The sequence below is a fragment of the Wohlfahrtiimonas larvae genome, assembly GCF_002006755.1.
Taxonomy (GTDB): Bacteria; Pseudomonadota; Gammaproteobacteria; order Cardiobacteriales; family Wohlfahrtiimonadaceae; genus Wohlfahrtiimonas; species Wohlfahrtiimonas larvae.
Genome location: NZ_MVDO01000175.1, coordinates 1 through 18,408, shown reverse-complemented (window position 1 = coordinate 18,408; position 18,408 = coordinate 1). Strand labels below are relative to the sequence as shown.

Sequence of the window (18,408 nt, the reverse complement as noted above, 5' to 3'; positions counted from 1 at the left end):
ATTATCCTCGCTTTGGCAGTATTAAAAGATGTTCGCAAAATGGCATAAATTCACTTTGTCGCTTTTCTAAAATAATGACATTCATAGATTTTCCTGAGTCCAACGATTTTAATTGCTCAAGGATTTTCATTTGATAAGCCAATGTCATTCGGCTAAAGGATTCATCTAAAATTAACAGTTCAGGTTGCATCATAAGCGCCGAGCTAATCATCAAGCGCTGCATTTCTCCACCTGATAAAGTACTAGGGTCACGTTTGCGTAAATGAGCCAAATCCATCAATATTAATATTTTTTCTAACTGCTCAAGAATCACAGTGCTATCCATTGCTAAATTTTCAGGACCGAAGGTTAATTCTTCTTCCACTGTGAATGTACAGCCTGATAATTGCCATTGCGGTGCTTGCTGTACATATTGAATGTTGGATGATAACTCGATGACGGATCGTCCTAAAATATCTTCTTTATTTAATATGATATTGCCTTGGATTTCACCTGGCAATAATGTTGGTACCCAGCCAGCAATAATAGATGCAATTGTACTTTTTCCGCTACCATTGCCACCTTCAATGCAAAGCCATTCATTATCATGCAATGTGATATTCTCAATTGCAAATGTAGGGTGATCAATCGGTGTAAATTGTAGATCACGAATGATTAACGCCATAATAAAACTCCAATCACTTCGATGATTAATAGCAAAATTGCACCATAGCGGAAATACTTTTGTGCGCTTGTATCTTTTGGTGCCCATAAGTTTGTGCGCTTGGCTTGGTAACGAAATCCTTTGGATTCTAGTGCTGCAATTTTGATGGAAAGATTCGCAAATGTGCTATTAATCAATGGAAAAATAATGGCTAGCATTGCTTTTGCCCGTTGAAACAGATTGCCATCCAAACGAACGCCACGTGCTAATTGTGCTTCTTGAATGTGTTTGATTTGGTGGGATAATTGCTGCATTAATAGCAATGGACTTGCCAACAAATAGGATAAGCCAATGGGTAAACGAGATGCGAAGAGCGATTGGATCATCGTGATAGTTGGTACATATTGCATCCAAATTTGTGCGGCTGTAAAAATGGCTAATAATCGCCACCAGATTGTCATCGCATGTTGTAAAGCGGTGGGAGAAGATTTACCGCCCAACCATGAATGTAATAATCCGCCATGCACTAAATAAATTCCCAAAGCCATGGGGATCATTAAATAGAGAACATAGCGCAAACGATGGCGCGAAGCTTTCCACGTAATTAAACATAATAAAGTGCTGATTGCTAAAGCCATCAAGGAGATACTAAGCAGTAACAATAGGGCTTGTACTGCAATTATTGCCCATATTGTTAGCGCTGTGAAAGGGTGTAATTTCTTCATTATTGAATATGTTGTGGGAATTGTTGTTTCGTACGTTTTGGTAAATGCTTCACTAATTGCCATGCGATTAAACCAGTGATGATTTTATCAGCTAAGTTTGCCAAGATGATGGTTGAAGCCACGGATTGCCATAATTTTTCACCTGTTGCATGAATATAAGCCACGATGAAATCTGCGCCACTGCCTGTTACGCCCGCAAATAAATATGTGCGAATTGGCGTTGCCACCAATGTTAAGCAAATTGTGATGATGACACCGCTGATCACAACTTTATACCAAGTGTTGAACATGCCCGTGCGAGCTAAGAAGCCAGCGGACAAACCAATCACAATCGCAACGGGTGCAAATGCAGCGGCAACAGGTGAAGAGATTAAGCCCCAAATTAAGTTAGTCAATAACCCTGTCAATGCTGCAATCCAAGGTCCACCTAATAATGCTGCGATGAATGTGCCGATGGAATCTAAAAAGATTGGGAGCTTAATTATGGAAGCCACTTGCCCAAGTACCATGTTGATGGCGATACAAGTTGAGATTAATACGAGCATATGTGTGGTTAAAAATTTACGATCAACAGCCATGTTGTGTCCTTTAAATATAAATATGAAATTAAATTGTTTTGATAACGAGTTCTTCGTAGCCCGAGAGATCACAATATTCTCGGCTATATTGGCAACTCTCTAAAATGCCAATGACGATTTCTAAAGTGGTACGCACAATGCAGCCTTCCATCACATGACCACCGAGCATCGCGCCATTTTCATCAGAAACAGATAAATGAATGTGCTCGCCTGTGGTTTCGATCGTGCCGATTAAGGAAACGATCTCATAGCAACCTTGTTGAATTGTTGCATCAGGTTTACCTGCGTAGCGCAATCCAAATTGAGATAAGCTACCGACAGATGAGGCAATGAAGCCTGCTTTGATATTGTGCGTTGTGGCTAGGATTCTGATTTCATGGAGCAGGTCATCACCGGGTTTTAAGCGAATGGTGCAGAATTTTGCATCATGCAATGAAAGTGGAAGATTAGGATTCATAAGAATTTCCTTGGTAAAAAGCGGGCACGACAAAAAGCCATCCGCATGGAATGGCTATAACATCATGTTTATATTGATAATAATTCATCTTTAGCACTTTTTTGGAATGAATAAGTTGTGCTAAAGGCGATAACAAGCAGCAGCGTTAAGTCTTTAACACATCCAAGCGTGACACTAAACTAGTGCCTAAAGCTGTCATTCACTGCTTGCGAAAGATCATTGTGAGAATATCCAAAAGATATTGAGGAAGATCTGCTTATTATAGTGCTTAATCTTTAAATAAAACAGATTCCATGTGAGTGAATCTACCTTCTTTAATGCTATAAGCATTAATCTGCGGTACTAAACGTTGGAAATGCTCGGATGCAACATGAGTATCCAAAGCATCATAATCTTGCCATTCTTCTATAAAAACAAAGTGCCCAGGATTTTTAAGATCATGACAAAGCTCATAACTAATGCAACCTGCTTCTTTTCGGGTTGCATTTACGAGTTCTTGATATAAAGGCAAAACGATCTCAATTTTTGTGGGATCAATAAAATCTTCAGCAATAAGCTTGAGCATATTTTTTCTCTTAATTCTAATACAATGTATAATTAATATTCTATATATTCAGATAAAGAGTGTAAATAATGAAATTTAATAAGATAAAAATAAATATGATAGTTAAATTCTATTTTAAAATAGCAATAATTATATTTTCTTTCATATTTTTATCTGGATGTGCTCAGTTATTATTAAACGGAAAATCTGAATATTATAAAAATAATATTACATACTACTATTATAATGAAAAATCCAAATCTGTTTATCCAGGAGTTGATCCTCAAATTGAAGGATCAGAAGCTGATTTACTTGTGTGGCTTGATAAAATCAATGTAGATGGAAAAATTGAATATAAAATGAAGCACATTATTGTAAGTGCAGGTATAACTTATGTACAAGGGTTATCAATTGTTACCTATAGAAATGATGAAGATTTTAAAATTGTTGCTGAAAAAGTTAAAGTAATTTCGAAATGGCTTAACCAATCATATGAGGAAAGAGAAAGAACAAAAAATACAATGAATGAGTATTTAGCAAAAAATGGTCTAAACGATCATATGTATAAAGACCTTAAAGATAGATATGTATGGCGTGCAGATAATGATGCTATTACAAAAGAAGGTATAATTATTACTAGATCTACAAATCTAACATCTCCGAATAGATCAATAGCTTTAAATAAAAGACAATTACCTTTGATTCTTATAGAGCCTTATATGCTTTATAAGATAAGGTATGCTCAGAAATAAAAATATTAATCCTATGTTGGGAATAATTTTAGATCTAGAAAACTTATATAATATGCAGGATTTCTAGACAAATTTAGTTAGGTTGAAAGTGTAATCTTTATTAATTCTCATGCAATGCATCATAAATCACTTTTGCTAAAGTTTCACTGATTCCAGGAACTTTGGCAATGGCTTCGATGTCTGCTTTTTTCAAAGCTTCCAATCCACCAAAATGGCTGAGTAAAGTTGCTCTGCGTTGTGGGCCAACACCTTTGATATCTTCCAATAATGAGCGGCGGCGCAATTTATCACGCTGTGAGCGATGCCCTTCGATGGCAAAGCGGTGCGCTTCATCACGGATTTGTGTGATCAAATGAAATGCGGCGCTTGTACTTTCAATCGGGATCGGAATGTCATCGCCTGCTTTCCAAAGTGTTTCTAAGCCAACTTTTCTGCCTTCGCCTTTGGCAACGCCAATCAATAAGACTGAATGAATATTGAGTTCATCCATCACTTCAATCCCAACATTTAACTGATTTTTACCGCCATCAATTAATAAAATATCAGGCAAAGGATTATCGTCAATATTACTGAAACGGCGTGTTAATGCTTGGCGCATTGCAGCATAATCATCGCCGCCTGTAATGCCTTCAATATTGAATCGTCGATAGAATTTTTTGGTGAATCCTTCGTGCGTATAAACCACATCAGAAGCCACAGTTTTTTCACCAAAGCTGTGGGAAATATCGAAGCATTCAATGCGTTTAATAATATCGAGATCCAATACTTTCGCTAAACTATGTAAACGATGCGTGATATTGCTTGAGCTTGCCAATTTAATCTCGATCGCTTGTTCTGCATTTTTGGCGGTGAGTTCAAGCCAGCGCGCACGTTGACCTTTCACGTTATTTTGCAATACAACTTTGCGCTCAGCCAAGTCCGTTAAGCTACTTTCTAGCCAAACTTGATCTTCTAATTGCAGTGGAATATTGAGGATAATATTGCGCGGCGGTTTTCTTGCAATGTCATAATATTGCTCGATGAAGCTTCGCATGACTTCATCAGCTTCAGTATCATCAGGCACTTTCGGGAAATATGCGCGTGCGCCTAAAACACGGCCATCACGAATCGTTAAAACTTGTAGTACGTGAATGTCTGATTCACGCACATAAGCAATGAGATCAATGGAAGCATTGCCTTGTTCGATGTCATTTTTGGATTGAATGAACTGCAAAGCTTTCACTTGATCGCGAATGATGGCTGCTTTTTCAAAGGCTAAAGCATCCACATATTCCTGCATTTTGCTAACTAATTCAGAGATTAAGCCTTGTGAATTGCCTTCCAAAAACATCACAGCACTTTGTACATCTTTTTGATATTGTTCGGCAGAAATTTTCTCAACACAAGGTGCACTGCAACGCTTGATCTGATATTGCAGGCAAGGGCGCGTGCGATGCTTAAAAACAGAATCTTCACATTGGCGAACTAAGAAGATTTTCTTCATTAAATCCAAAGTTTCACGCACAACAGAGGATGAAGGATAAGGTCCAAAATAATGACCTTTCAATTTTTTACTGCCGCGATAATAAGCTAAGCGTGGATATTTTCCTGTCGATAAATAAATATAAGGATAGCTTTTATCATCAATCAAACTCACGTTATAACGTGGGCGATGTTTTTTGATGAGGTTGCTTTCTAACCGTAAAGCATCGTTTTCACTATTGGTGATTGTGACTTCAATGGAATGAATATTCGCAACGAGCGCCATGGTTTTTGTGGATAAGCCAGACGCACGAAAATAGCTTGTTAAACGATTTTTAAGATTTTTAGCTTTGCCCACGTAAATGATGACATCTTTATCATCACGCATGATGTAGATGCCAGGTTTTGTGGGTGTTGTTTTGAGAAATTCCGAGGAATTAAAAGCCATATTATTTTAATAATTAGCATCATCCCTTATGGGGATGATGCTTAGTTAATGGTTTGAGCTATGAGTTACAAAACTTCTTGTAACCAAATTTCTAATAGGGCAGCGTGCCACAATTTAGAACCTTGGATACGAGTGAAGTTATCCGGTGATTCAGGATGATTCAACAAGCGATCAACATATTTTGGATTAAAAATGCCGCGTGATTTTGCTTTTTCGCTCGTCAATGCTGAATGCATCATGTCATAGAATTCACCACGAACATATTTCAATGCAGGCATTGGGAAATAGGCTTTCGGGCGATCAATGATGCTATCAGGAATCTTACCACGAGCAATCTCTTTCAAAATGCCTTTGCCGCCATGCATTAATTTGTAATGCTCTGGCATGCTTGCTGCTAATTCTACCAATTCATGATCCAAGAATGGAACACGAGCTTCTAAACCATGCGCCATTGTCATGTTATCCACGCGTTTGACAGGATCATCCACGATCAATGCTGTGGTATCAAAGCGGAAAACTTGATCCAAATAAGTGGAAGCATAAGGCTTCGTTAATTGATCACGGACATATTCGCCCACGATGTCATCCATTTGGAATTTTGGTGCAAATGTATCGCATAATTCAGGATAATCGCGGTCAAAATAGTATTGGCTGAAACGCAATAAAGGATCACGCTCTTTGCTTTCTGCCATTTGTGGATACCAGAAATAGCCGCCAAATACTTCATCCGCGCCTTGTCCGCTTTGGACTACACGAACTTGCTTGGAAACTTGCTCAGATAATAAGTAGAAGCCAATTGCATCTTGCCCAAATAGAGGTTCCGCCATTTGTGAAACTGCTTCAGGTAAGCGCGTTAATGCTTGACCATTTTCAATCAAATATTTGAAGTGATTGGTTTGGTAACGCTCAACCACTTGATCAGAGAATTCAAATTCTGAACCTTTCTCTTCAGGTTGATCTTCAAAGCCGATGGAGAAAGTTTGTAAATCTTTAATGCCTTCTTCATGCGCTAAAGCTACAATCAACGATGAATCCAATCCACCTGATAATAAAACGCCTACAGGAACATCCGCTGCCAATAAACGGCGGCGCACAGCTGTGCGGAGTTTATCTTCGATGGCGTCTGTCCAATCGGCATCTGTCCAATCGCTGTGTTTGTTTTCTGCATCCAATGACCAATATTGGAACTCTTCAATTTTGCCTTGTAAATCCACCCACAAATAATGGGCAGGCTTTAATTTATGAATGCCTTTAAAGATCGTATAAGGTGCAGGCACAACTGCATGCAATGTATACATATATTGCAAGGCAATTGGGTTGATATCTGTATCCACTAGTTTAGAAGCGAGTAAGCTTTGAGTATTCGATGCAAATAGGAAATTCTTTGAATCATGTGAGAAATACAAAGGCTTAATGCCAATGCGATCACGTGCCACAAACATCTTTTGTTTTTTGCGATCCCAAATGGCAAAGGCGAACATGCCCACCAAATGGCTTAAGCATTTTTCGCCCCATTCGGCATAGGATTTCAATAATACTTCTGTATCACTTTCTGTATGGAATTTATGGCCTTTATCTTTTAAGACAGAACGCAGTTCACGATAGTTATAGATCGTGCCGTTGAAAACCATCGTGTTGCCAGTTTCAGTATCATGAAATGGTTGATCCGCACGCGAATCTACATCAATGATACCCAAGCGACGATGCGCAAAGCCAATCGGCCCTTCACAAAAAACTTTACCGCCATCTGGTCCACGTCTTTGAAGTGGCGCACTCATTTTCTCCAAAAGCGATGCTTCTGGGCGCACGTCTGTAAAACTTAGTATCCCCGCAATTCCACACATAATTTATTCCTTAGTTAAAACATGAAGCTTTCGCCGCAACCACATTCACTTTTTGCATCTGGATTGCTGAACTTAAAGCTACGATTTAAGCCTTCTTGAATGTAATCCAATTGCACGTTTTGCATGTAAGGTTCGTTAGCTTTATCTGTAACAATTGTTACAGGGCTTTCTGTTAGGATCAATTTGTCCGTTGTGTCATCACACAATTCGATGAAATATTTATAACCAGAGCAACCTGATTTACGAATGGCGATGTTGATGTATTTTTCAGCGGATGCGGCTAATTGTGCATCGAGCTGTTTGAATGCGTTGTCTGTTACTGAAAACATAAGATTCTCCAAGTAAAACATGAATAACTAATTATAGGATAATTACATCAATCAATGGGGATCATTTTAGTACTTTTAAATAGGTGCGTTAAAAAGATGTTTTATCTGAGTGATTAATTAAAATAATCAGTTTGCAAATTTGATTGGAAAATTCGAAAATGTATAAAAAAATTATGATGAATATAAATAATAAGGAAAGTATTGTGTTAAAAATTGTGAAAAGACTAGTTTTATTGTTAATCATGGCTGTCTTCATGAATGCTGGATTTACCCAAATTATAACAAAATCTGATTTGTATGGCGTTTGGGCTTATAGCGCAAAAAATGAAGAGGCGGAATTATTGAATTTAACTGCTTTAAAACCATCTAATGAAGGGCTAGATATATTAATAGCTAAAGATGATAAAGATTCTTTTAAAGTAAGACAAAATTTTACTTGGGATTTTAATGAAGAAACGCAAATGTTTTCTCAAGTGGCTCACAAAATAACCTATTTTGTGAATGGTAAAGAAGAGTCATCAGAAAATCCAAAGGAATCATCTACATCAAAAATAGAATTGCTTAAACTAGGGGAAGAAGTTATCGGTATTAAATTTATTGTTGAAGGGGAAGATGATCAAACTTTTTTGAAAGTTGATATGGAATCTTTACAAGAGAAGATCGGAAATTTGGAATAAAATATTATTCGATAAATTTAAAATAGATCTTAGAAGGATTGGTTCATGGGAATATTTAACTTTTTTAAGCGCAAAAATACAGATGTTGAAGATACAAACAAGGAAGATTTGATCACTTTTGTGGAGCAAGATGAAGAATCTTTGATGGATGCATTTGAACGTGCACAAGCAACATTCCCATATTTTTGGCGTGAATTATCATGGGAATATCGCAGAATTATTCCTGCATTGTCGATTGCGAGTGTGAAAGCTGCATTCTCTCAAGATGTGGAAGGTGATGAGCCAATTGTAGAACACATGTGGATTAACGATATTTACTTTGATGGCGAAGCAATCATGGGCACTTTGATCAATGAGCCGAATGAATTGACGAATGTAGAAGTGGGCGATCAAGTGAGTATTCGTGTGAGCGATGTGGAAGATTGGTTGTTGAGTGATGGCGAAACAGTTTGTGGTGGTTTTTCGATTCAAGCAATTCGCAAATTAATGGGTGCTAAAGAGCGTAAAGAGCATGATCAAGCTTGGGGCTTAGCATTCAATGAAGATTTTTCTGTGTCGTTGATGTTATTTGATGCTGCTGAACATGACATTCATCCGATGGATCAAAATACGGAAGAATCGTTGGGTGAGTTTTTGGTGGAACATCCTGCTGAATTAACAAATGTGGATGAAATGGGCAATACAATGCTGATTCGTGAAACGATTGCAGGTAACTTAGTTTCTGTGAAAACTTTGTTAGCAAAAGGTGCAGATGCATCTGTTAAAAATAATTTTGGCAAAACAGCAGAAGATTACGCGAAAGCTTATGGTTGGAATACATTGGCTGAGTTGTTGAATAACAAGAGCGCAACAGTTCACTAATAGCTCAATATAAAAAATTGCTCTTCATATTTGATATTGAGTGAAGAGCAATCCAATACTTAATTGATCGAAAGATTATAAATTCTGAGTACGGAGCTTTTTCAAATCAAAGAAAGCTTCGTTCTTTTCATTCAATGGTGCTGCGTGCAATGGCGGCATTTGCGCATGGCCGTACAAAATCTCGATGGTGATTTCGTAAATACCGTTGTCATCCGCTTGTTGATGCATGTGATTCACCCAAGCTTGATACCAATTTTGAGTACGCAAACCTTTCATCAATGGTGCTTGTAATCGTCCACCTGCTACCCGAATATCTTTCAATAATGCTTTGAGATCATTGTATTGCAGAGTGATTTTTTCTAAATGCATAATGACATCCACAAAGCCTTGTGAATGTAGATAATCACCTAAGCGCTTAATGGAAGGATATTCATTAAATTCTGGGCCATCCACCATCATACAATTTTCAAAACTGCCTTCAGCAATGGTGCTTAGGAAGATTTTGCCATTGGGATTCAAATGATTCTTCATGGTTTGAATCGTAGTTTCAATATTGGCAGAATCTTGCAAGTATAGATTGCTGATGATGAGATCCGCAGGTGCTTGATCATCGCCTTCATGTAGCTCAGCATAATTTGTATTAGGATAAGCTTCTTGAAAGACAGTCATCAATTGTTGGTCTACTTTGCCCATTTCTAAAATATTTTTTGGTGCAAAATTTGGATTTTCTTGCAGATAAGTTACGAGCCTTTCTGCGATTTCATGGTGTAAAAAAGCATGGTCTTGAAATAAATCAGGATTTTTGTGCAATAAAGCTCGGTGATTGAATGCCGACATAAGCTATAATATCCATTTTCTTTTGTGACAATAAAGAGATTATTATGACACAAACCATTGCAGTTTATCCGGGAACATTTGATCCCATTACAAATGGGCATATTGATATTGCAAGAAGGGCTGCACGTATCTTTGACAAAGTAATTGTGGCAGTTGCGAGTGAAACTTCGCCTTCTAAACGCCCGTTGTTTACCGTGGAAGAACGCATTGCAATGGCAGAAGAAATTTTTCAGGATGATGAAAATATTGAAGTTCAAGGCTTTAGCACTTTGCTTGTGCATTACATGAAAGAAGCGAATGCGAATGTCATTATTCGTGGATTGCGTGCGGTTTCAGATTTTGAATATGAATTTCAAATGGCAAGTCTGAATCGTAATTTGCGCCCAGAAGTGGAAACGCTTTTTTTAACACCATCAGAAAAATATTCGTTCATTTCTTCATCCATGATTAAAGAAGCATTTCGCCTGCACGGTGATGTGAGTAATTTTATTCATCCAATCGTTGAAGTGGGATTACATAGTAAGTTACGTGGATAAGCAGTTTGCCAATTGTAATGATGCGACATTTATTGACGCATTATTAGCAAAAGCCCAATCTTTGGGGTTTACGCATGTGAGTAGTCAATCGCCTGATCCATTGGATGTGAAAGCAGGTTATGAAGCTTGGTTAGCCAAAGGTTATCACGGCACGATGGATTATATGGAAAAGCATGGTGATCTTCGCTTTGAGCCCGGGCGATTGATGGACAATACGCAAAGTATTTTGACGTTCCGATTGCCATATTATCATAATAATGAAGAAGCGATGATCACACTCAAGCAAGATCAGCAAGCGTATATTGCCCGTTATGCATTAGGGCGTGATTATCATAATGTAATCCGTAAACGATTAACAAAATTAGGTGAATGGATTCGTGAACATTTTCCTGATGTAGAGTTTCGTGCATTTACGGATAGCGCACCGATTATGGAGCGTGAATTAGCAGAACGCTCAGGTTTGGGATTCAGTGGTAAAAATACTCTGATCATCGATCGAGAGAAAGGCTCATACTTTTTCTTGGGCGAATTGTTCATTACATTGCCGATTGTTATCCCAAGTGAACCTGTGGATAAACACTGTGGGCGCTGTACTAAATGCATTCAAAAATGTCCAACAGGGGCTATTGTAGAGCCTCATGTTGTGGATGCACGCCGTTGTATTTCTTACTTAACAATCGAACATTATGGTGAAATTGATGAAGAACTACGTCCATTAATGGGTAATCGGATCTTTGGCTGTGATGATTGTCAGTTGTTTTGTCCATGGAATCGTTTTGCGAATCATGAGATTTTAGAGGATTTTACGCCAAGGCATTCGCTCAATAATATTAGTTTGTTGGATTTGTTAAAGTGGAATGAAGCCACTTTTCTCAAAAAAACAGAAGGAATGCCAATTCGCAGAATTGGGCATGCTCGTTTCATTCGAAACATTACAGTAGCTTTGGGTAATGCAGATTATAATCCTGAAATTATTGGTGCATTACAAGACTTAGAAACTGATGAAGAGTTTTTGAAAAATCATATCCAGTGGGCAATTGATCAGCAAATAAATAAAAAATAATAAGCGTTTTTATAGTGAATGAATTAGTAACGTAGTTGGCTGTTATTGAATATAAATTTTTATTTATCACTCACAACAATAAATTAAAAACCTATTCTACACTTAATTATATAGAGGAGAAAATTGTTATCACTATATTTAGAATAATAAGAGGATAGGGAATTATGAATAGTGTTTTTAAGGTTATTTGGTGTGCTGTTACACAAAGATGTATTGTTGTATCAGAATTGGCGAAAAGTAAGAGCAAATCAAAATCATCAAGCCCAATGATAATGGGAACGATGGCTATATTAATCAGTATGAGTTATGCGCAGTCCTGTGAATTTGATGCAAATGGTGTTATGCAAGATAGTACTTGTTTACGATCAGTTCTTGTTACAGATGCTGTTGGTGAATACAAAGTTAGTAATGTCATTATGGATGCACAGAAAAACCATGATGGAGGATATTGGATTCAGGATGGTGCGATTGCTTTGCTAAATACAGCAGATCAGGGAGATGTTTCTTTATCTGTAGATGGTTTGAATTTAATTAATAATAATTTTGCATCGGGTGTTTATGTATCTTTGAGAGATACGGCGGAAGGAAATTTGGCATTGGATTTTTCTGGTGAAAATAATGTTGTCCTTGGGAAGCTTGCTGATACAGCAGTGATGTTAGAAAATTTCTCTGAAAAAGGTGGGAATTCAACAATTACAATTCATAGAGATGCGACTTTGAATGTTAAAAACTATGCTGTTTTTGGTGGCGAGGACTCGAGTATTGCGGATGCTATTGAATCAAACACTCACCATGGTGATGCGTCAATTTATTTTTTAGGCAAAGGTTTGATTGAAACTAATAATGGTAATGCTATTTTTGCTCGAGTATTAGAAGGTACAGGCAATGTTAATATTTTGTTAGATAATCCTGACATTAATATTGAGGTTGAAAATTCTAAATCTAAGGTACATATACATGAAGAAGGGGTGCATGGGGTTAGTGCAGCCATCAACCCAAAAGGCGATAAAGATTCAAAAATTACTATTGATACTGCTGCAAATATTAAAGTCACAGGGAGTGGTGTTGGTATCTTTTCTAGAAATGAGGGCTTAGGTGAAACAACAATCATTAATCGCGGCAATGTTGTATCAGATGCATATGGGATTTATTTAATTCAATATAAATCGCAAGGCGCTGCAACTATTATGAATAATGGTATTGTAGATGCTAGTAATGGTCAAAGTGCTATCGTTTTAAGTACAAATCAACAAGGTGTTTTAAATTTTGGTCAAAATTCTGTACTTAAAGGTGGATCTGAGGCTGGTGTATTTTTGGCTGAAGGGAGTAATCAGCTTAATAATGAAGGGAAAATCAGTGCAAAAAATGATTTAGCAATTAGATCTACGAGCCAATTAGATTCAAGTATCACGAACTCAGGCACAATCACAGGTCGTATTTTAGCTGATGCTAAAATGGACTTTGTGAATGAAAAAGGCGGTGTATTTGAATTACGACATGTTGAGAATGATACCAAAAATGTAGCAGTATCTAATTTTGCTGGTGGTAATATTGATAATCAAGGGACTATTAAGTTTGTAAAATCGAATGCCACACAAGTGGATAAAACTGGTGAGTTAGCTGTTCCTGGTGTGAATAATATCTCTGTATCAGAAACAGGAATTGTTCAAGCGCATTTAGCAGGTGTCAATGAATTTAAACACTCTGGTATTATTGACCTTCGTGGTGAGGGATTGTCAGGAAATGTTTTAAAAATTAGTGGTCATAATGGCGCAATGGGAACATTTATTGCTAATGGTGGTGATATTCTTTTGAGTACAACCTTAAATAAAGGTGCAGAAGCTAGCCGAAGCGATATGTTAATTTTAGATAATGTTCAATTGGGAGATGCAGCTAGCAATATTTATATTACTAAAATAGAAGAGTCAGAAGTACAAACAGAAGCGCATGGTATTCGCTTAATTCAAACGCTTGGCACACAAGATAATCGCGCTTTCAAATTGGGAAATGCAGTAACCTATGGTTTATATGAGTATAAATTATCAGCAGTTGATACCAATGGTAATGGTGAACAAGGATTTTATTTAGTCAATTTTGACCCAACAAAACCGACTGATCCTGAAGTTCCAATAGATCCATCTGAATTATTAAAGAATCCTGTTGTTGGGGCTTATTTAGGTATGCAATATGCTGCTGCTAATATGTTTAATCAGAATATTTTGGATCGTCGTGATAATGTTCGTAAGCCAGATGAAACTGTTTGGGGAAGAATCCAATATAACGAAACTAAGACTAAACATATGGAAAATACTCAATCCTTGAAAATTGAAAATACATTGATTCAATTGGGTTGGGATTTATATCAAGACCAAAATGAAGAAAGAGGTAAGGTATTTGGTATCTATGGTGGATATGGGTATAGTGATGTTAAAAATCGCTCCTTGCAAACAGGAACTAAGACAGATGGTCGTGTCCATGGATATCAATTAGGCGCTTATTATAGTTGGTTCAAGCAAGATGATATTGGTCCATACATTGATATGTGGGGGCACTTAGCGAAGTACCGCAATAAACTTAAATCTGCCACTTATGAAGGACAGCGGACAGCAGGCTCAACTTCATATAATGGTCATGGTTTTGCTATTTCGATTGAAGCAGGCCATGGTTTTATTGTCGGTCAAAGTGATGATAATAATACGAGTTGGGTGTTAGAGCCGCATGCTCAAGTGACTTACAACTATATTAAAATGAAAAATATGGTTGATGGCACAGGAACTAGATTCAGAAATAATAAAGCAAAAGGTTTGAATACTCGTTTGGGAGCACGTTTCTATGGCTATCGTGATAATAATGATGCATTGCGTCCATATGTGGAAATGAACTGGTTGCATAATGGCATGGATAATGCAATTTATGTTAATAACATGAAGGAGTCTAGCCGTATTGGTCGTAATGTCTGGGAGATGAAAGTTGGTGCTCAGGGTCATGTTTCTAAAGATATCTCCCTATTTGCACATGTTGGCTATCAAAAAGGTAAGAATAAATTTAAGAATACCGAGCTTCAGATTGGATTCAACTACAATTTTTAGTTTGAATATTAAGTACTATTATATAAAAACTCTGCAAAAGCAGAGTTTTTGTTTTAAGCCATTTCTGGATAGAGTGTAATCATTGATACACCTAATTTCTCCAGCTCAAGAATAATAGCTTGTTTGGCATCTTTATTTACAATAATTTCAATCGGCGCTTGATTTATCTTATCTTTTGCAAGCAAGCTTGCTTCATGTTGTTGATCATTTACAAAGATAAACGTGCCACGTTCTGTGCGAACCAAAATATCATTATCATAGCCCATCAATGCGCGGCTAATTTTTTGTTTAGGAATATGATAAATAATAATTTCCCCATTGTGTGGGCTGTTATCGATACAAGCAAAAAATAGAGCAATGAGTGGATTACGAGAAACATCTAATGCAGTTTTTGGGCTGCAATTAGCAACATCATATGGGCTGTGCAAACCTAAATAAAATAGATGGTGATTAGATGATAGCTCAATTTGCTGAATAATCTTCAAGAGATCTACGGGCGAAGATATCGTATGAGTTATTGGAGTGGGGTGAATCATTGAGTTCCTCTTATAATTTTCAGTTAAGCCATTTTGCTAATTGTAGATCGAAAACGCTGATGCGCAAAGTAGAAAAACACGATGCCAATGAGAAGCAGCATCATAAACTGTTGCCAAACAATTGTAAAACCAGCATCTTTAAATAGGATGGCTTTACTTAATTCTATAAAATGGGTTGTAGGTGCGATCAACATAATGTTTTGAATAATTTCAGGCATACTTTCTCGTGGTGTCATTCCGCCAGATAGCATTTGTAAGGGAATTAAAACTAAAAGCATTAGCATGCCAAATTGCGGCATGTTTCGGGCAATAGTAGCTAAATAGATTCCGATAGAACTGATGGCAAATAAATGTAGTATAGAACCTAATAAAAATAGCGGAATTGATCCAATAATGGGAATACTCAGTGCGCCTTTAACAATAAATATGAGTGATAATGTTGCTGAGATCAAAACTACTATTCCCATTGACCAAATTTTTGATAGCATAATTTCAAATGGCGTGAGAGGCATAACAAGAAGGTGTTCAACAGTACCTTTTTCTTGTTCTCTAATGAGTGCCGCGCCTGTTAAAACAATTGCCAATAAGGTAATTAAATTAATGACTTCAATGAGAGCGCCAAACCAAGATGCTGTTAAGTTCGGATTGAAACGCATGCGTTCTTCAATCTTAACAGGATATTCTATAGGGAGCCGAGCTCTATCTAAAAACTCATTCACTTCACCGTTGATAATTTGATTTACAATCATATTACCTGTGAAGGCTTGTGACATCCTTGTGGCATCAATGTTTAATTGTATGGAGGGTTGCTTTCCGGCCATGACATCTTTTTGAAAATAAGGTGGAATATTAACCACAAAGGTATAATCACCTTTATCAAGCCCTCGATCCATTTCATTGATGCTAATATCTTGTGGGTTTGTGAATTCAGGAGGATAAAAAGCCGTTTTAATACGGTTAGATAATGTTGAACGATCTTCATCTACAAAGACAATGGATGCATTTTTTAAACCATCGGGCATTGCTGTTGCGGCCGTATAAACCATGCCAGTGAATGCAAAAACGATTAAGACTAATAAAATAGGATCACGAATTAAACTCCATAATTCTTTGATACCCAAGTGGTAAATATTGGCAGTCTTTTGAATTTTCATTTTATGCCTCCTGCTTCTTCAGTAAGGTAACGCTCGTTATAATAATGATGGGCACAACGATCATTAAAACCATCAGCTCATGGGTGAGTGAATTAAGATGTAGAGCTTTGCTAAAGACACCTCGAGTTGCAGTGAGCATATGGGAGGTTGGGTAAATTTGACCAACAATAGCGCCAAAACCTTCCAGGGATGACACAGGATTGATTAAGCCTGAAAATTGTACAGCAGGAATCAACGTAAGAATGACTGTAAAGAAGATCGCACCAATTTGGCTATTAGTGAGTGTCGATGCTAATAAGCCAAAGCCTGTTGAGAAGATACAGAACAGTAATGTTACGAGTGATAGTGCTAAGAAGCTGCCTTTCATAGGGACGCCAAAAAAGTAAATGGCAAGAATAACCATCAATATATAATTGAGCATTGAAATTGCAACATAAGGAATTTGTTTACCTAGTAAAAATTCTAACTTAGTCACTGGTGTCACATATAAATTGATAATAGAGCCCATCTCTTTTTCTCGAACCACCGATAATGCAGTTAACATGGATGGAATGAGTAAAAGCAATATAGGGATAATTGCAGGAACAATGGCTTGAATGCTCTTAACATCAGGGTTATAACGGTAACGCATTTCGACGTTATAACTTGGTTGTAGATCGACACCATATTCGTATTTTGCCATACTAGTTAACCAACCTTGATGTAAACCTTGCACGTAACCGCGAATGGTTTCAGCGCGTTTGGGCATTGCACCATCAACCCATACACCAATAGTAGTGGGTGTGCCTTTGGCGATATCTCGAGCAAAATTACCAGGTATTTCGATTGCTAAAGCAATATCACCGCTTTGCATACGCCTATCTAGCTCTTCATAGTTATGAATAGGTGGTTTCTCTATAAAATATCGGGAACCTGAAATATCATTGGCATAATTTTGGCTTAATGTTGTTTGGTCGCGATCAAAAATGGCATAAGGTAAATCTTCAACATCCAATGTTACACCGAAGCCAATCGCAAACATTAGAATAATTGAGCCAAGTAAGGCTAGAGTTGCCCGAATGGGATCACGTTTTAATTCGAGAGCTTCTCGCCATGTGTAGCTGAGTAATCTTTGCCAACTGAAACGTTGAAAATGCTCTGTTGAAGTATGTACTGGATTACCTTGTGTGAGGGATTTAGGCTGATCTTCATCATCTGTACCTGCACCCGCATCGATTAAGTATTTAATGAATGCTTCTTCTAAAGTATTTGTTTCTTGTTTTAAGATTAAACTTTGTGGCGTGTCACTATCTAACACTTTACCTGCATGCATCATGGACATTCTGTCGCAGCGTAATGCCTCATTCATAAAGTGTGTAGAAATAAAGATAGTTACACCATCATTACGGGATAAATCAATCAATAACCGCCAAAAATTATCACGAGCAACAGGATCAACACCTGATGTTGGCTCATCCAAAATTAACAATTCAGGTTTATGCACCATGGCAACTGCTAAAGATAACCGTTGGCGCATACCGAGTGGAATATCATCCGGTAAAGCGTGTAATACATCTTTCAATTCAAAGCGTGCAACCATTTCATTGACGCGCGCATTGATTTCATTTTCAGGCACATGGAATAAACGTGCGTGTAATTCTAAGTTTTGTAATACCGTTAATTCACTATACAAAGAGAATGCTTGGGACATATAGCCAACGCGGCGGCGTGTATCCAAATCTTTGGGATTAATCTCTTTACCAAAAAGCCAAGCTTGGCCTTCAGTTGCAGGCAATAAACCTGTGAGCATTTTCATCGTGGTGGATTTACCACAACCGTTAGAGCCTAAGAATCCAAAGATTTCACCTTTATGGATTTCAAAGCTGACATTATCT

At 37.4% G+C, this 18,408-nt stretch carries 18 protein-coding genes; 6 read left to right on the top strand and 12 right to left on the bottom strand.

Annotation, left to right across the window (positions count from 1 at the left end):
* Position 1: 1 nt before the first annotated feature.
* The 5 genes from BZK14_RS09640 to BZK14_RS09620 form a co-directional block, all read right to left on the bottom strand.
* The gene (locus tag BZK14_RS09640) at positions 2 to 664 is read right to left on the bottom strand and encodes an ABC transporter ATP-binding protein (RefSeq protein ID WP_171973693.1); all 663 of its coding nucleotides are present in this window, start codon (positions 662 to 664) and stop codon (positions 2 to 4) included.
* The gene (locus BZK14_RS09635; RefSeq protein ID WP_143691434.1) at positions 655 to 1,431 is read right to left on the bottom strand and encodes an energy-coupling factor transporter transmembrane component T family protein; all 777 of its coding nucleotides are present in this window, start codon (positions 1,429 to 1,431) and stop codon (positions 655 to 657) included. Before BZK14_RS09635 ends, BZK14_RS09640 begins: the two co-directional genes overlap by 10 nt.
* Positions 1,368 to 1,946, bottom strand: coding sequence for an ECF transporter S component (locus BZK14_RS09630; protein WP_077926288.1), 579 nt, complete (start codon positions 1,944 to 1,946; stop codon positions 1,368 to 1,370). The genes BZK14_RS09635 and BZK14_RS09630 overlap by 64 nt, the downstream gene beginning before the upstream one ends.
* 28 nt (positions 1,947 to 1,974) lie before the next feature.
* Positions 1,975 to 2,403, bottom strand: coding sequence for a PPC domain-containing DNA-binding protein (locus BZK14_RS09625; protein ID WP_077926287.1), 429 nt, complete (start codon positions 2,401 to 2,403; stop codon positions 1,975 to 1,977).
* A gap of 268 nt (positions 2,404 to 2,671) precedes the next feature.
* Entirely contained in the window at positions 2,672 to 2,968 is a 297-nt protein-coding gene (locus BZK14_RS09620; RefSeq protein WP_077926286.1) for a putative quinol monooxygenase, read from the bottom strand.
* Between the two features lie 68 nt (positions 2,969 to 3,036).
* Between BZK14_RS09620 and BZK14_RS09615 the strand changes: the two genes are divergently transcribed.
* Positions 3,037 to 3,699, top strand: coding sequence for a hypothetical protein (locus tag BZK14_RS09615; RefSeq protein ID WP_077926285.1), 663 nt, complete (start codon positions 3,037 to 3,039; stop codon positions 3,697 to 3,699).
* A 100-nt stretch (positions 3,700 to 3,799) separates the two neighbouring features.
* On the opposite strand, the gene uvrC is transcribed toward BZK14_RS09615, so the two are convergent.
* From uvrC to BZK14_RS09600, 3 genes are all read right to left on the bottom strand, one after another.
* On the bottom strand, positions 3,800 to 5,608 hold the full coding sequence (uvrC, locus tag BZK14_RS09610; protein ID WP_077926284.1) for an excinuclease ABC subunit UvrC: 1,809 nt from the start codon (positions 5,606 to 5,608) through the stop codon (positions 3,800 to 3,802).
* Positions 5,609 to 5,673: 65 nt separating this feature from the next.
* Positions 5,674 to 7,452 (bottom strand): N-acetylglutaminylglutamine amidotransferase, encoded by a 1,779-nt coding sequence (locus BZK14_RS09605; protein WP_077926283.1) that lies wholly within the window; start codon positions 7,450 to 7,452, stop codon positions 5,674 to 5,676.
* Between the two features lie 14 nt (positions 7,453 to 7,466).
* Positions 7,467 to 7,781 (bottom strand): HesB/IscA family protein, encoded by a 315-nt coding sequence (locus tag BZK14_RS09600; RefSeq protein WP_077926282.1) that lies wholly within the window; start codon positions 7,779 to 7,781, stop codon positions 7,467 to 7,469.
* 203 nt (positions 7,782 to 7,984) lie between these two features.
* Between BZK14_RS09600 and BZK14_RS09595 the strand changes: the two genes are divergently transcribed.
* Both BZK14_RS09595 and BZK14_RS09590 read left to right on the top strand, forming a co-directional pair.
* A complete protein-coding gene (locus BZK14_RS09595) occupies positions 7,985 to 8,458 on the top strand; it encodes a hypothetical protein (protein WP_143691433.1) in 474 nt (157 codons plus the stop codon).
* Between the two features lie 45 nt (positions 8,459 to 8,503).
* Positions 8,504 to 9,319, top strand: a complete 816-nt coding sequence (locus BZK14_RS09590) for a DUF2314 domain-containing protein (RefSeq protein ID WP_077926280.1) — start codon at positions 8,504 to 8,506, stop codon at positions 9,317 to 9,319.
* 75 nt (positions 9,320 to 9,394) lie between these two features.
* On the opposite strand, the gene BZK14_RS09585 is transcribed toward BZK14_RS09590, so the two are convergent.
* Complete coding sequence (locus BZK14_RS09585; protein WP_077926279.1) at positions 9,395 to 10,156, bottom strand: methyltransferase domain-containing protein; 762 nt, start codon at positions 10,154 to 10,156, stop codon at positions 9,395 to 9,397.
* 44 nt (positions 10,157 to 10,200) lie between these two features.
* Between BZK14_RS09585 and coaD the strand changes: the two genes are divergently transcribed.
* From coaD to BZK14_RS09570, 3 genes are all read left to right on the top strand, one after another.
* Complete coding sequence (gene coaD / locus BZK14_RS09580) at positions 10,201 to 10,692, top strand: pantetheine-phosphate adenylyltransferase (protein WP_077926278.1); 492 nt, start codon at positions 10,201 to 10,203, stop codon at positions 10,690 to 10,692.
* Positions 10,685 to 11,755 carry a tRNA epoxyqueuosine(34) reductase QueG gene (gene queG, locus BZK14_RS09575; RefSeq protein WP_077926277.1) on the top strand — a complete coding sequence of 357 codons (1,071 nt, stop codon included), beginning with the start codon at positions 10,685 to 10,687 and terminating at the stop codon, positions 11,753 to 11,755. The genes coaD and queG overlap by 8 nt, the downstream gene beginning before the upstream one ends.
* A gap of 164 nt (positions 11,756 to 11,919) precedes the next feature.
* Positions 11,920 to 14,844 (top strand): autotransporter outer membrane beta-barrel domain-containing protein, encoded by a 2,925-nt coding sequence (locus BZK14_RS09570; RefSeq protein WP_077926276.1) that lies wholly within the window; start codon positions 11,920 to 11,922, stop codon positions 14,842 to 14,844.
* 53 nt (positions 14,845 to 14,897) lie between these two features.
* Here BZK14_RS09570 and BZK14_RS09565 read toward each other — a convergent pair whose 3' ends face one another.
* The 3 genes from BZK14_RS09565 to BZK14_RS09555 all read right to left on the bottom strand — a co-directional run.
* Positions 14,898 to 15,380 (bottom strand): hypothetical protein, encoded by a 483-nt coding sequence (locus BZK14_RS09565; RefSeq protein WP_077926275.1) that lies wholly within the window; start codon positions 15,378 to 15,380, stop codon positions 14,898 to 14,900.
* 23 nt (positions 15,381 to 15,403) lie between these two features.
* Entirely contained in the window at positions 15,404 to 16,534 is a 1,131-nt protein-coding gene (locus tag BZK14_RS09560; protein WP_077926274.1) for an ABC transporter permease, read from the bottom strand.
* A gap of 1 nt (position 16,535) precedes the next feature.
* A partial coding sequence (locus tag BZK14_RS09555) for an ABC transporter permease (protein ID WP_077926273.1) occupies positions 16,536 to 18,408 on the bottom strand: 1,873 nt, incomplete at its 5' end.